Source organism: Ruminococcus sp. RTP21484sp1_RTP21277st1_D2_RTP21277_210401 (assembly GCF_040924225.1).
GTDB lineage: Bacteria > Bacillota > Clostridia > Lachnospirales > Lachnospiraceae > Blautia_A > Blautia_A faecis.
Genome location: NZ_JBCOMJ010000028.1, coordinates 24,059 through 38,118, shown reverse-complemented (window position 1 = coordinate 38,118; position 14,060 = coordinate 24,059). Strand labels below are relative to the sequence as shown.

Annotated in this window: 16 protein-coding genes; 1 reads left to right on the top strand and 15 read right to left on the bottom strand. The window is 45.7% G+C overall.

The genetic code is table 11. The annotated features are described in order from the left end of the window. Nucleotides 1-34: 34 nt before the first annotated feature. The 4 genes from dcm to AB5706_RS16975 form a co-directional block, all read right to left on the bottom strand. A complete protein-coding gene (dcm, locus tag AB5706_RS16990) occupies nucleotides 35-1,429 on the bottom strand; it encodes a DNA cytosine methyltransferase (RefSeq protein WP_021869619.1) in 1,395 nt (464 codons plus the stop codon). Then, complete coding sequence (locus AB5706_RS16985; protein WP_173727931.1) at nucleotides 1,407-2,672, bottom strand: site-specific DNA-methyltransferase; 1,266 nt, start codon at nucleotides 2,670-2,672, stop codon at nucleotides 1,407-1,409. Before AB5706_RS16985 ends, dcm begins: the two co-directional genes overlap by 23 nt. Beyond that, nucleotides 2,638-3,099 carry a helix-turn-helix domain-containing protein gene (locus AB5706_RS16980; protein WP_021869621.1) on the bottom strand — a complete coding sequence of 154 codons (462 nt, stop codon included), beginning with the start codon at nucleotides 3,097-3,099 and terminating at the stop codon, nucleotides 2,638-2,640. Before AB5706_RS16980 ends, AB5706_RS16985 begins: the two co-directional genes overlap by 35 nt. A gap of 279 nt (nucleotides 3,100-3,378) precedes the next feature. Next, nucleotides 3,379-3,732, bottom strand: a complete 354-nt coding sequence (locus AB5706_RS16975; protein ID WP_021869622.1) for an HNH endonuclease — start codon at nucleotides 3,730-3,732, stop codon at nucleotides 3,379-3,381. Between the two features lie 308 nt (nucleotides 3,733-4,040). On the opposite strand from AB5706_RS16975, the gene AB5706_RS16970 reads away from it, so the two are divergent. Next, nucleotides 4,041-4,340: a hypothetical protein gene (locus AB5706_RS16970; protein ID WP_021869623.1), complete on the top strand. Its 300-nt coding sequence runs from the start codon at nucleotides 4,041-4,043 to the stop codon at nucleotides 4,338-4,340. Nucleotides 4,341-4,392: 52 nt separating this feature from the next. Here AB5706_RS16970 and AB5706_RS16965 read toward each other — a convergent pair whose 3' ends face one another. The 11 genes from AB5706_RS16965 to AB5706_RS16915 all read right to left on the bottom strand — a co-directional run bounded on the left by AB5706_RS16965 (nucleotide 4,393) and on the right by AB5706_RS16915 (nucleotide 14,056). Continuing rightward, nucleotides 4,393-4,755, bottom strand: a complete 363-nt coding sequence (locus AB5706_RS16965; RefSeq protein ID WP_021869624.1) for a type II toxin-antitoxin system PemK/MazF family toxin — start codon at nucleotides 4,753-4,755, stop codon at nucleotides 4,393-4,395. 4 nt (nucleotides 4,756-4,759) lie between these two features. Next, on the bottom strand, nucleotides 4,760-5,230 hold the full coding sequence (locus AB5706_RS16960; RefSeq protein ID WP_044929751.1) for a hypothetical protein: 471 nt from the start codon (nucleotides 5,228-5,230) through the stop codon (nucleotides 4,760-4,762). Beyond that, nucleotides 5,223-6,584 (bottom strand): SNF2-related protein, encoded by a 1,362-nt coding sequence (locus AB5706_RS16955; RefSeq protein ID WP_021869626.1) that lies wholly within the window; start codon nucleotides 6,582-6,584, stop codon nucleotides 5,223-5,225. The genes AB5706_RS16960 and AB5706_RS16955 overlap by 8 nt, the downstream gene beginning before the upstream one ends. Continuing rightward, a complete protein-coding gene (locus AB5706_RS16950; protein WP_155176913.1) occupies nucleotides 6,565-6,846 on the bottom strand; it encodes a VRR-NUC domain-containing protein in 282 nt (93 codons plus the stop codon). The genes AB5706_RS16955 and AB5706_RS16950 overlap by 20 nt, the downstream gene beginning before the upstream one ends. 222 nt (nucleotides 6,847-7,068) lie before the next feature. Beyond that, nucleotides 7,069-9,462, bottom strand: a complete 2,394-nt coding sequence (locus AB5706_RS16945; RefSeq protein ID WP_021869628.1) for a virulence-associated E family protein — start codon at nucleotides 9,460-9,462, stop codon at nucleotides 7,069-7,071. 13 nt (nucleotides 9,463-9,475) lie between these two features. Beyond that, nucleotides 9,476-11,428, bottom strand: coding sequence for a DNA polymerase (locus tag AB5706_RS16940; RefSeq protein ID WP_173727929.1), 1,953 nt, complete (start codon nucleotides 11,426-11,428; stop codon nucleotides 9,476-9,478). Continuing rightward, nucleotides 11,416-11,679 (bottom strand): NUMOD4 domain-containing protein, encoded by a 264-nt coding sequence (locus AB5706_RS16935; RefSeq protein ID WP_155176882.1) that lies wholly within the window; start codon nucleotides 11,677-11,679, stop codon nucleotides 11,416-11,418. The genes AB5706_RS16940 and AB5706_RS16935 overlap by 13 nt, the downstream gene beginning before the upstream one ends. A 45-nt stretch (nucleotides 11,680-11,724) precedes the next feature. Continuing rightward, on the bottom strand, nucleotides 11,725-12,267 hold the full coding sequence (locus tag AB5706_RS16930) for a DUF2815 family protein (protein ID WP_021869631.1): 543 nt from the start codon (nucleotides 12,265-12,267) through the stop codon (nucleotides 11,725-11,727). Continuing rightward, complete coding sequence (locus AB5706_RS16925; protein WP_021869632.1) at nucleotides 12,268-13,398, bottom strand: DUF2800 domain-containing protein; 1,131 nt, start codon at nucleotides 13,396-13,398, stop codon at nucleotides 12,268-12,270. Further along, a complete protein-coding gene (locus tag AB5706_RS16920) occupies nucleotides 13,398-13,730 on the bottom strand; it encodes a hypothetical protein (protein WP_021869633.1) in 333 nt (110 codons plus the stop codon). The genes AB5706_RS16925 and AB5706_RS16920 overlap by 1 nt, the downstream gene beginning before the upstream one ends. Then, nucleotides 13,727-14,056 (bottom strand): DUF7768 domain-containing protein, encoded by a 330-nt coding sequence (locus AB5706_RS16915; protein WP_262582695.1) that lies wholly within the window; start codon nucleotides 14,054-14,056, stop codon nucleotides 13,727-13,729. Before AB5706_RS16915 ends, AB5706_RS16920 begins: the two co-directional genes overlap by 4 nt. Nucleotides 14,057-14,060: the final 4 nt, after the last annotated feature.

The following is a 14,060-nucleotide window of genomic DNA, read 5'->3' as shown; positions in this document are numbered from 1 at the left end:
CTCTGAATGGAGGAAATAGCAAGTTATTTATTCACTAATTTTCCCGTGATTCCGGCAGTGACATTGCCACCGCAAATGCCACAGTAGCGGTCACCGCATTCCCTGCCTGTTTGTAAAGCTGTGCATCCGAATTAACAGATGCTGCTTTATCAAATAAAACATCCGGGAAACCTTGCAGACGGAAACACTCTCTCGGAGTGAGCCTGCGGATTCTTCCGCACTTCATAAGAGTCCCCATTTGCCCGGAGCAATCTAATGTCTGGGAACAGCCTTTTCCAACCCTTCCCCTTCTGGTATCACTCTCAGGATATGCAAGGCTGATACCATCACCAACGTGTGCTTCGTCATACCCCTGTTTTGTACCATTTCTGACACGAAGCATGGTTTCCTCATTCTGCTGCACTTTCTCACACACAAACACACCATGTCTGTCCTGTGAGGTAAGCGTAAACATCGGCTCTCCATCTTCTTTCATCCGTCTGCCATTCTGCCTTTTCTCCATACGTTCTGGTGTCAGAACCGGATGCACTTCCATAACTGCAGAATTCATTGCAGTATGATTTACCATCCCGGAAGTATACCTTGCAGTTATGCATCTGGCATTTTCCGTCAGCTTTGGAGCATGATTGCTCTGATCAATAAATATTCTCGTGCCACAGCCTTTGTTTACAGTAACCGTTGGTGCAATTCCGTCTTCATGATAGACATTTCCACCCTGACCGTGACCACTCGGATTCAGATTACCCATAAGATACAAGCCTGTCTTGGCGCCCACACCTCCAGCATTTCCAACGAGGGTAGCTGATATGCCATCCGTGCCATATACACGGTATCCCTGCATCCCACCTACAAGTTGGTTAAGAGTTGCTGCGTTTTCTCCGCAGAGAGGTAATATTTCTCGTCCACCTCGGCTTCTAAGATTTGCGATAATGAACACACGCTCCCTGTTTTGGGGGACTCCGAAGTCTTTTGAATTAAGCACCTGCCACCGACAGTCATACCCCGCTTCGTCCATTTCAGACAGAACGCTGGCAAAGTCGAAGCCTGAATTAATTGATAACAGGTTCTTAACGTTCTCAACAAGAAGGTATGTGGGCTTATCACTTTCTTCTTTGCCTTTGATGAGGTCAATAATGTTGTAATATATCCCACTTCGCTCTCCGACAAGTCCCCGCTGTTTTCCTGCAACGGAGATATCCTGGCATGGGAATCCGAAACACCAGATGTCTGCATAGGGGACATCTTCTGATTTAAGTTTTGTGACATCATCTGCTTTCCACTCTCCTTCCGTGTCGTACATTGCTTCATAGGAAGCCCTCGCAAATCTGTCATATTCACAATAACCGATACACTTATGGCCGGCAGATTCCAGACCAAGTCTGAAACCTCCTATGCCTGAACATAAATCAAGGAAGGTCAGCTGTTGCATTGGCTTCACCTTCCTTCCCTAAATCCCAATATGGAATTTTCACATTATTTCTGATAACAAAAACTTCATCCGCAGAGCCTTTCATCTCCATATAGCGGTTGACGATGACATCCACAAATTTCTCTTCCAGTTCCACACCATAGCAAATACGCCCTGTCTGTTCACAAGCCATAAGTGTCGAACCGGAACCAAGAAACGGGTCCAGAACCACACATCCCATCATGGAAGAATTCTGTACCGGGTATGCCATCAGAGCAATCGGCTTCATGGTCGGATGGTCTTTGGATGCCTTCGGACGGTCATATTCCCAAATGGTGGTCTGCTTCCTGTCGGAATACCACTGATGCTTACCGCCTTTCTTCCATCCGAACAGACACGGTTCATGCTGCCACTGATAAGGACTGCGTCCAAGCACCAGTGCATTCTTTTTCCAAATACAGCATCCCGATAATTTGAACCCGGCATCCGCAAACGCCTTTCTGAAATTCAATCCCTCGGTATCCGCATGGAATACATAGATAGAAGCATCGTCCTCCATGTTCTGTTCCATATTCACAAAGGCAGCAAAGAGGAATTTGTAAAAATCTTCATCCGCCATATTGTCATTCTTAATCTTTCCGGCAGTCTCCTCCACATCTACATTGTACGGTGGATCTGTCAGAATCAGATTTGCTTTCCTTCCATCCATAAGGATGTTGTATGTTTCCGGCAAAATAGAATCGCCACAGATAACACGGTGTTTGCCCAGGAGCCACACATCACCTGTCTGTGCCACTGTTGGTTTTTTCAATTCTGCTTCTACATTGAAATCATCTTCTTTTACCTTTTTGTCATGTACCTTTGAAAAAAGCTGTTCAATCTCCGGCGGTTCAAATCCTGTAAACCCGACATCAAAATCCGAGTCCTGCAAGTCCTGAATCAAATCTGCCAACAGTTCCTGATTCCATTCGCCTGAAATCTTATTCAACGCAATGTTGAGTGCCTTTTCCTGAGTTTTGCTGACTTCCACAATCGCACACGGTACTTCCGTATAACCAAGTGCAGCTGCTACTGTTACCCTCTGGTGACCTCCGATAATTGTCATATCGGAATTAACCACTACAGGGTCAGCAAATCCAAATTCTTCAATAGAATGCTTAATCTTTTCATACTCCTTGTCCCCCGGCTTTAATCTTTTACGGGGATTGTACTCTGCCGGATTTAAGTCCTTAATCGGCAGAACTGATAGCTTCGCTGTCTTCATCTTCTACCTCCCAAAATCTTGCTTTAATGTAGCAGTCATGACTGCAATACTTCCTTTTCCTGTTACCGTAGCTTAAGAACTCTTTACCGCAACGCACACACACCGCAGGGTACATGGCACTTTCTTTTCTGTTGATTCGTTCCGGGTGTCCTTTCCACCATTCCCGTCTGCATTTATCTGAGCAGAACTTCTTTGGTCTTCCGGTATCCAGCTGTTTCATTTCCTTACCGCAGTACAGACACGCTTTCCCAAGCATGACCTGTTCCTGTATGTTTTTTGTCAGTGCCGAACCATAACCGGAAAGCCCTCTGCTTTTACAGAAGTTCCTCACAATATCACGGGACAGCCCTACTGTAAGAGCAATGGAACGGTAACCAATCCCCTGCTCCCTCATTTCCCTTATCTGCTTTGCCTGCTGCTCCGTCATATCCTTTCACATCCTTCCATTCAAACGGGCATAAAAAATGGGTAAAAAAGCACCTCTTTTTGCGCCTTTTTACCCATTAAAAACACGGTTTTTCTATACTTTTTATCGAAACTCTCTGACGGATTCCCCTTGCATTTAAACACATTCTGCGAAAAATATCACACCACCAGACTATCCCCCCTGCTTAATTCTGCGAAAATTCACGTTTGAGGGGGCGGCGGTCAATCCTGCACAGGATTGTGGAGATTTGATACCCCCACCCTTGTGTATGATACACAATCAATATTTATATTCCTGATACCTGTCCTCGGTCATTGTCTTCACATCATGGTGGTGCTTGCAAAGCGGCTGCCAGTTCCTTTCATCCCAAAACAAAATCGGATTACCCCGATGCGGTTTGATGTGGTCAACCACAGTCGCTTTTACAAGCCTTCCTTCCCTCTGACACTGAACACAAAGAGGATGGCATTTAAGAAACCTTTCTCTTGCCTTTCTCCACTTGCTGTCATACCCTCGCACTGCTGAATCCCCTCGCTCCTGCCCATGCAGCAAAGCGTGTTCTTCACAGTACATTCCCTCCACCAGCTTCGGACAGCCGGGATGCTTACATGGTTTCTTTGGTTTCCTCGGCATAGCACCACGCTCCTTTCTTATGTACCGGGTACGGTGAAAGGATAAAGCCCGTACCCATACCAATGTAAAAGACAGAAAAAAAGACCAAACCACACAGGATTCAGTCCACCTCTAATCTTTCACGCCTACAATATACCACGAAAAATACTCCATGTCAGTACACCGGACGGTACACACTTAGTACACCTTTAGTACACCACCAAAGCAGCAAAAGGGGGTAACTTTTAAATATTCGGTAATGCTATCTTTATGGTTGATAACTTACCAATTCAGAGTTAATATGACCTCATGGTGAAAGGAGCGATTACATGGATAACAAATCCGTACTTTATCAACTGATGGATACCCGAATGGGAGAAGCATTGCACAAGATTACAAAAGAGGATACTTCGTTTATGCAGACAAAAGAAAAAGCAGATGAATATGCTGCCAAACTGGCATCTCTTAATCTGCCGGAAGAAACGATGCGTTTAATCGACCAGTATGTCAATGAACGCAGTGCCAATTGGGTACGCTATGGAGAACTTGCCTATATGCTCGGCTTTTCAGACTGCAAAGAACTGCTTCTTGGCTCCTGCCATATTCCAGAAATGAAAGATGAAGATTAACGAAACGAACTGTTGCATAATTTAAGGGTGGGACACACAATCCCACCCGGTATCAGTTATATTCTTCAAAAACCCCTATCTGTATCTGAAGGGCAACCGTGATCTGCTCCATCAGAAGATTATCATGTATTTCCCCGATTTTATCTTTTACTTTTATCTTATCTACAGTATCGACCTGTTCAGCCAATGCCATGCTCGGTCTTTTCAGTCCAATACAGCTTGAAAGCGGTATCTGCACATGGGTTGGCATTTCAGGTCTCTTATGTATGTTGCCTGTAAGCGGAACAACCGTTACTGTTGGTCCATGACCATTTCCCCGGTTATTACTCACAATCACTGCCGGCCGAATGCCACACTGTTTATGTGTCGTTTTGTCTTTTCCAAAATCCACAAAATAAACCTCGCCTCGTCTCACTGCCTCACCTCAAAATAAAACTTTCCGTCTGCCTGTCCCTCTCCTCATACAGCGCATCCAATTCCTTTATAGCTTTCTTCCGGTATTTCGCCACCATTGTATGGCTGATATGATATTTCATCATCAGTTCTTCCCAAGTGAAACGCTCCACAGCCATATCCCATACAATTTCCGGTAATTTCCCGGAAAGTCCACGTACAGCATGTTCAAAAAAATCCAGTTCCTCTTTTATCTGTCCGTACTGTCCGGCAAGATAAGATAACCATTCATCACTCATCCTGTCTGCCACCTTACGGTATGCAAGTGCTGCTCTTGCAGTCACATCCGAAACACCGCTTGTCTGTACTCTTTCCCCTTCCGGCTTAGAGAAAGTAAGGGAAGATATGACGGTGTCATAATCAATTCCCTCACATCGGCTTAACTGAAATTCCAACACCGATAGTTCCCTTTTCAAATTCGGATATTCCTTAATCATCCTTTCTGCTCGCACCGTTCACACCTCCAATCCTTGCCTTTACTGCATCTATGATAGCCGACTGCCCACAGTCCTTCTGTTCCAATGACCGCATGGCATCTTCGTCCAATGTTCCTTTGTTGATGATATGGTAAATCATTACTGTTTCCCTCTGTCCCTGTCTCCACAGTCTGGCATTGCACTGCATATACAGTTCCAAAGACCAGGTAAGTCCGAACCAAATCAGAATGTGGCCTCCGTCCTGTATGTTCAGACCATGTCCTGCCGATGCCGGATGGATTGCTGCCACCGGGATTTTTCCTTCTTTCCATTTGCGGATGTCACCTGCTGCTTTTAATGGAACAGCTTTAAACCGTTCAACAATTCTATCCAAATCATGCTGATACCAGTAAGCCACTAACACAGGCTTTCCATTCGCTGCCTCGATTAAATCCTCCAAAGCATCCAGTTTCTTATCGTGGATATGGCGGACTTTGTGGTTCTCATCATAGACTGCTCCATTTGCCATCTGCAGTAATTTCCCGGAAAGAGCAGCTGCATTGACCGCATCCACGTCCCCATCTTCAAATGGCAGAAGCATATCCTTTTCCATCTGACGGTACAGCTTCTCTTCTTTTTCATCCATCCGAACCTCCACCCGATGATAAAGGCACTCCGGCATAGAAAGGTAATCCTCGGCCTTCATGGAAATGCAGATATCAGAAATCAAATTGTAGATTGCTTCTTCCGCACCATCCCTCGGTTTATAGGAATAAATGATATTCCTGTTTCGCTTATCCGGCAGAAAGAACCTGTCACGATAAGCTCCAATATATCTTCCAAGCCTCTGCCCCATATCAAGAATTCCAATCTCAGCCCATAAATCCATAAGATTTCCCGGTGTTCCGGTCAGACCAACCACACGAATTGCCTTCGGCCGGTATCGTCTTAGTGCTTTGAACCTTTTCGCCTGATAAGATTTGAAAGAAGATAATTCATCAATCACAATCATGTCAAAATCCCAGTGATGCTTCTCACAAAGCCACACCACATTTTCACGGTTGATTACATACACGCTTGCCTTTTTTTCCAAAGCATCCAATCGTTCTTTTTCAGAACCGACTACCACTGACACCGACAGTCCTTTCAAGTGATCCCATTTTTCCAGTTCTTCCTTCCAAGTATCCCGTGCCACACGGAATGGTGCAATGACCAGAACCTTTCCTACCTCAAAGTAATCAAGTGCCAGTTCCCACAAAGCAGTAAGGGTAATAACTGTCTTTCCAAGTCCCATATCCAAAATCAAAGCACATACCGGATGCCCGATAATAAACTCCCTGGCATATTCCTGATATTTATGTGGTCTGAATTCCATGCAGCACACCTCCGATCTGTTCCAATCCATCTATCACATATACGGAAAACCCCAAGGCTTCCAGCTGATGTTTTCGTTTTTCCTGTAACGGTCGCAGCTTTTTTCCCGGTGCCTTTAATTCCACAAATGCACACTTCCCACCAGGAAGCAGAACGAGACGGTCAGGCACCCCATCGAAACCGGGAGACACGAACTTTACCGCCATGCCGCCCCTGCTCTTTGCCTCTTTTACCAGAGCCTTTTCAATTACACATTCTCGCAAAACCTCATCTCCGTTTCCCTCTGCTGTTTCCACTTTCAAAAACATCTATTCTCCCATATGCGTATATACGGGTGTATCCGTGTCCTCTTATACTTATTTTCATTTATTAAATATAAGTGGAAACATTGGAAACAGCACCGACACAGCCCTTTTGCCTGCTGACTTCATGGCTGTTTCCAACATCTGTTGCCTACCGTCTTACCAATCCCCCACGGAAACCCATCATTTGTTTCCTGCGGTTTCCTTTTTCACTCTGACAAACACCCTCTGTACACCATAACCGGGGATACGCATTTTGCCGGAGGAATTCCCTTCATACTTCTTCCAGCCACCAATTTTTTGAATAATGGATTCTAACTCATAAGAATCTGTCTTTCGGAAATTCTGACGCTCCTTCCCAAAGCATTCACACCAGACTTCCATTAAACAGAATCTCTCTCTGACTACCGTTCCGGTTCTTCCTTCTGCTTCAAACTCTCCACCACCAAGATAAGAACGTCTCTGATACAAATCCATTGTGTCCCAGTCTGCCGGAAGTAATCGCTCCAGGTAATCCTCCACAATGCCTTCTCTTTCATCAGACTCCATTGCTTCCTGCTGTGCCACATAAGCCTCTGCAGCTTCCTTTCCTTTCAGATACAACTCTTCTCCATCTTTATAAATGGAAATCGCTTCTGCCCAAATCTGGTCTACCGTCTCAGGAGTTAAATCCCATCCACGATGCTTCCCTTTTCCGGTTACATGCACAGGCCAAAAGCGTCTGTTTCCGGTAACATCACGCAGAAAGCCGCCTTCTGAGTTTGTACTTCCCACAATCACACATTCCCTCGGATGACTCTCTACCGTTGTTCCATATGACTGCCTGTATTTATCATCCGTCCGGGTAACAAAAGATTTTACGGTTTCCACATCTACCTTTTTGATACCCGCAAGCTCTCCCAATTCCAAAAGCCAATACCCCTGAAGCTTCTCCGCAGCAGTTTTTCCATCCTTCATATCAGAAATCGTAAGGGAATCCGAATACCACTCTTTTCCCAGTTTTGCAAAGAACGTAGACTTACCACACCCCTGCGGACCGTTTAAAACCAACACGGAATCAAACTTTATACCCGGCTCATAAATACGGGCTACCGCCGCTACCAGAGTTTTTCTTGTAACTGCACGGACATACGGTGTGTTTTCTGCTCCCATATAGTCAATCAGCAGACTGTCAATCCTGCTACATCCATCCCAGGATAACGTGGAAAAATACTCCTTGACCGGATGATAAAGTCTTTCGGAAGACACTACTGCAAGCAGAGCATCTTTGAATTTGGTAGGTGACCAAATCCCATACACCCTTTCAAAGTACAGCTTCGCACAGGCAATATCTGCATCACCCCATCCTTTTTTGACCTGTACCCACGGCAATTCCCCGATGACATCCAGTGCATTCTTCAGCTGATTAAATACGATAGGTTGTAGATTCTCATCGAATCGAATAATCGTTGCAATATTGGAAAGTGTGTCTTTTACTTTTCCCTGACGATCCAAGTCCAGCATGGTCTGCCATTCCCCGGTATCAGTATCGAATTCCTCACTTGCTGCCTTCTCCCTTTCCTTTGCCAGTGTCCTCTTTACCTGTTCATCCGACACCGCAAAGTCACTCATAGCCTTAAAGGATGGCAGCTTTCCTGCATCCGTTCCTTCTTCAGCCTTATCATCCTGCTCCCCAAACTTATGGATGCGGACAATGTCAAACGCATTCAGCAGCTTCCCACAAGCCGGATCAGTGGCATGGTGGGAATACGCAAACTTCCCTTCATAAATCACCACACCTGCCTGTGAATCTGCCGGAATATAATCAAATCGCTCCGGCATCATGCTTTCCTGATATACATCCGGCAGAAATATACGGATTGCCTCTTCTATCGAATAAGTCCGGCAGAATGCACCTACGATTCCTTCCTTCGACAACGGATCAGCCTGTTTCTTCATCTCCCTGCTGACAACTGCTTTTTGTCTGCTGCTGACAGGCCATGAAGAAGAATCCCTCCAATCTGCATATCTTTCCAATACAGAATCCGGATTCAAAAATGTTCCCGGAATATCACGGAAAAAGAATTCTCCATCTGCAGAGGTGGAAGGCCAATACATGAGGCGGCTTGGTTCGTAGGTTGTATCATCAAACAACTCCATACCAATATCCTCTGCCACTTTTCTTGCCACTGCTGCATATTCATCCGGCGATACCGTTCTTGACAATGGGATGATTAAGCGAAGTCTTGGTTTCTCCGGTGTGTGTTTATGGGTAGAGTAGATTAGGCATCTAAAATCAAAAAACAGCTCTATCTGCTCTGCAATATCCTCTGTGGCATAGTCCATATCCAATGTCAGACCAGAACGGAATAATACATTTGCTTTCTTTCTTCTACCGCCCTTCAGCTTTCCAAGCACAAAACCACCCACATCCTTGATGGAATCCTGCTTTGCCTTGCTCAGTTTCCGATACTGTTCCATCGTTTCACTGGTACGGACAGTATGAGAGAGACGCTCCAAAAACACACTAAACTCCATCTCCTGTCCATTCCACTTCTTTTCCATTCGGGAATTTCCTGTTGAAATATACAGTTTCATCCTGCAATCCCTCCTAATCCTTTTTATAAAATTGGCACTCGTAGCCATCAGCACGAAGCGGAAGCCCGTGTACCCAGGAAGGCTGCTCTGCCATAATCCTGCATACCTCTTCCACGGATGATTCTCCTTCCGGCACTTCCAGCACCGCTTCATCATGTACATGAAATACAATGGAGAATCCCGCTTTCTTCAATCTCATCATGGCTTCTGCCAGAATATCCCGGCTAGTACCCTGTACGATATTCTCCACCAGCTTTGGCCCGTAAGTATCCATCCTTTCCCATTTCTTGTTTTCTCCCACACCTTCATAAGTCAATCCATCCCTGCCATATTTGTTGACACCCATTCTCGGTTTCACATAGGCAAGTTTCCTTCCGGACGGGAGCATGGCAAACAAAATACCGGAAGCATACTGAAAACGAATCAGTCCGACCTGTGTTTCTTTCCTTTCACGGACTGCCCTCACGGCTGCTTCATCTACATCCCACCAAAACTGTGTAATATGCGGATTTGCATTTCTCCATGTAGATACCAGTCCCGGCAGTTCCTCTTCACTAAGTCCCATTGCCAAGGCTCCCATTGAAGTCAATGCCCCTACTGCTCCTCCGTATCCGAGAGCCAGTTCCGCAATCTTTCCCTTTTGTCGCAGTGGAGATCCTTTTGTAATTTCCTCCATCGGAACACCAAACATGGCCGATGCCGAAGCCTCATATATTTTTCCGTGTGTAGCAAATACATCCAGTCTCCACTGTTCCCCGGATAACCATGCCAGCACCCTCGCTTCAATAGCTGAAAAGTCCGCAACAATAAACCTGCATCCCTCTTTTGGAATAAATGCAGTACGGATTAATTCAGACAGTACATTTGGTGTGGATTCGTAGAATAATTCCAATTCCTCGAACTGCCCTCTTCTGACAAGACTACGTGCTAGTTCCAAGTCACTGATATGATTCTGAGGAAGATTCTGTACCTGCACCAGTCTTCCTGCCCACCGGCCGGTACGATTTGCCCCATAAAACTGCAGCAGTCCATGTACCCTTCCGTCCGAACACACTGACCGTTCAATCGCTTCATACTTCTTTACTGATGTTTTCGCCATGAGAAGCCGGAGTTTTAAAGCCTCCAGCACTTCCCCATCCGCATCCTCAATCAACTCCGCAACTGCTCCTTTGGATAGGCTGTCGATTTCCACTCCACGTTCTGAAAGCCATCCTTTCAACTGCGATACAGAATTTGGATTTTCAAGTCCCGTTACCTCATAGGCACGGTTCGTCACAATGTCTTTATGTAACAGGTCACAGGTAATCGACTGTTCTACCAATTCCCTGTCAACTAAAACTCCCCTGTCATTAATTTCCTGATCCAAACGGTAAAATGCCATCTCAGATTCCGGTATCGGAAACTTATGCAGTTTCTGCCGGATACCTTTTTCCACATCCACGTCACGGATGCAGTACGTCTTGAACTGTTCCCATTTTTCCGGTGCATGGCATGGAAGGTTCCTGCTCCTGCCACCATTTGTTTTGGTCGGTTTGCAAGGCACACAAAAATAGCGGATTAAGTCCTTACCTTCCTTCAGCTTTTGCTCAGAAAGCCCCAGAACCGCCCCAACACCCTCCAAAGAAAGCGGAAGGGCAAGCATAGCCGACTGTACTGCAGTACAAACCCACGATTCGGGAGATAAACGGACTCCCATATATTTTGAAAGACAGGTACGCTCAAAATTAGCATTGAACGCTGTCTTAATAATTCCCACATCAGACAGGGCATTTTTTATTTCTTCCGTCAGCTGTTCGCCCTGTGCCAAATCAATAATCTTTGTTTCTTCATCATCAAAGCTGTATGCAAACAGCAGGATTTCAAATGCAGGACTGTCTGCATAGGCATATACCCCGCATTTGATTAAGTCCACATCGGAAAAGGTCTCTATGTCAATTGCCAGTGTTTTATATCCTACTTCGCCCATGCGTAACTCCTTCCCGATTTAATCTTGCTGACGGTCTTTCTGGAAATCCCCATGCTGTCAGCAATATCATACACATGTTCCTTTCTTCCAAGCCTTTCCTTAACTTCCCTTACCTGACTCTGGTTCAAAGGAAGAATCTCTTCCGGCAGTCTTCTCCCCTGAATATACCGGGACAGCCTTTTGTATCTCCCCATATTACTGATCTTGTATTTCCCTTCCAGTCCGGGAATATCTGTCCATGTCTCTTTCATCAAAACAACTCCTCTATGTACGGGCGGCATACACCGCCCTTATCATTAGCCGAGGAAATCTTCATCCTCTACTGCTTCAAAATCATCCTCTGCATTGGTACGGCTGCTGAGTGCCTCTCCGTCTTTCAACTTCTGGATGTTACCAAGTCCTGCTGCCACACCACGGTTGCCATTGCTGTTGTAGCCATAGAAGTTTACACTGATTCTTCCGTAACAGCCGGAATACACTTCTGTCTGATCCAGGATTGGCTGTACCTGCTTATCAACCACCTGTGGTGCCTGTCTGCTGTTGGCATTAAAGAAATAACAGCCTTTATATGCCTCATCCTCCGGTCGGTCAATGTCACCATCACGCAAAGGAAGCTTCAGATTCGGTGGAATCTTGCCACCCCACTTTGACAAAGATTCCTGCTTTGCAGCTTCCACCGCTGCCTGAATCTTCTTAATGGTTTCCTTATCTGACTTCGGGATAATGGCAGACACGCTGTACTTCGGCTCGCCGCCATTGATTGCTTCCGGCTCCCAACAATGCAGATAAGAAAATCTGCACGGTACGATTACTTTGGTCGGTGTTTCATTCTTGCTCATTTATTCATCCTCCTTAAAATCCGCCTCAGCGGTTTCTGTTTGAATTGGTGGTCTCTTATCGGATTCCGGCACCAAGGTGATTTTGCCCTGCGGCTTATACACCAGACTACCCAGTATCTTCTGAAAATCTTTTTTGCCCATCAGCTTCTCCATTTCCGTGATACCAATCAGAGACTTCTTGTAAATGTCCTCATATCCGGCTGCTTTTGCAGCATCCGCCACTTCCTCTTCGTTGACATATTTACGGTTACTTCTGCCTTCTACCAGTTTGAATCCGTTCCATACCCTTCCGTGTGTAATCGCTTCATCCTGTGCATAGGCATAAACATCTGCAGACCACTTGGCAAGTTCATCCGCCACCTTCAAAACCTCTGCGATTTCTTCCTCTGACAAAAGTTCCGGTGGCTTAAACTCCATTTGTGCCAATCTCAAATATTCTTCTGCTCTGGCACGGCAGGTATTTTTCGCTTTACAGAAACGACACCAATCTCCAACTGCAAACTCTCCTTCGCCTTTGGCTGCCATCTCTGCCTTCGGCATCAACTCCTGCTCTGCCCATTCCATGAGGTCATGAACCGTAATTTCAAAGGTGCTGACATTTTCCAGTCTCGGCTGGTGGATGGTCATATTGACCTTTTCAATGTCATAAAGGGAACCGAACAGTTCCAATGCTCCCAAAGAATATAAAAGCATCTGTGGATTCCATTCTGCAGATACAGCAATGCCTTTTCCGTACTTCAAATCCACAATGTATAAAGTATCATCCGCTACGATGACCAAATCTCCGGTACCGAATCCTTCCGGCACCCATCTGGAAAAGTCCAGTCTCTGCTCAATCATCACTACCGGATCACTGCATGACTGTTTCGCCTTTTCAATCTGCTCCATTGCAAAGGACACATAATCATCTGTGCATTCTTCCATCTCATCACAGTCATAATCAGATACCGGACGTTTGGAACGCTTCTTAAGAAACCGTTTCAGCTTATGCTCTGCAAGAGCATGGGCAGCAGTTCCCTCCGCTGCGTAGATACTTTCCTCGTCCGCAAACTGCTTCTCCAACAATGCAGATGGGGTACAGTTCATCCATCGTTTGGAGGCAGATGCGGATAATATCGCATGCTGTCCCATTAAAGAGCCTTTGCATCACGAAGCAAATCTGCATATTTCTCCGGCTGTACCCCGGATAGCTTATCTGCCCCATACTTTTGAATCAGCGCTTTGACCTGCTGCGTTTTTCCATCCTGCGATTTGGATGCCATGACCGCACGGACCTGTTCAATGGTAACGGCATTCTCTTGTTTCTCCTGACTCTTCTCATTTCCGCTTTCTTCATCCTTCTGCCCTCGTTCTTCTTCCTGATTTTTACTACAATTACATGAATGTGCCTTTCCTGCGAGGGCACGGACTCCTTCCGAAACCGCCAAAAGACCATCTGCAATTTTCAACAATTCCTCGCTCATAAACTGCTCCTTTCCACAAATTCTCCGTTTTGCTTTGTGAAATACCGGATGGGAATTCCTGCATGGTCAGCTTCCGCAATCTCCATACACATGCCTTCACTCATTATTTCTCCAAATACCCATACTTCCCGGCACTCTTTCAACAATGAAAGTCCAAACTGAATCCCTGCCATCCGTTCCTGAACATCACTTTCCTTTAGGAACTGTGGAAAATACAGATGAGGCACTACCGGAAGACAGCCTTTTTCATAAGCAAATCTGGCATATTTTCTGGCAAGCTCCACATTCTTCTCTTCCGCTCCCCGGAACGGACTGCAGATAAACACCCTT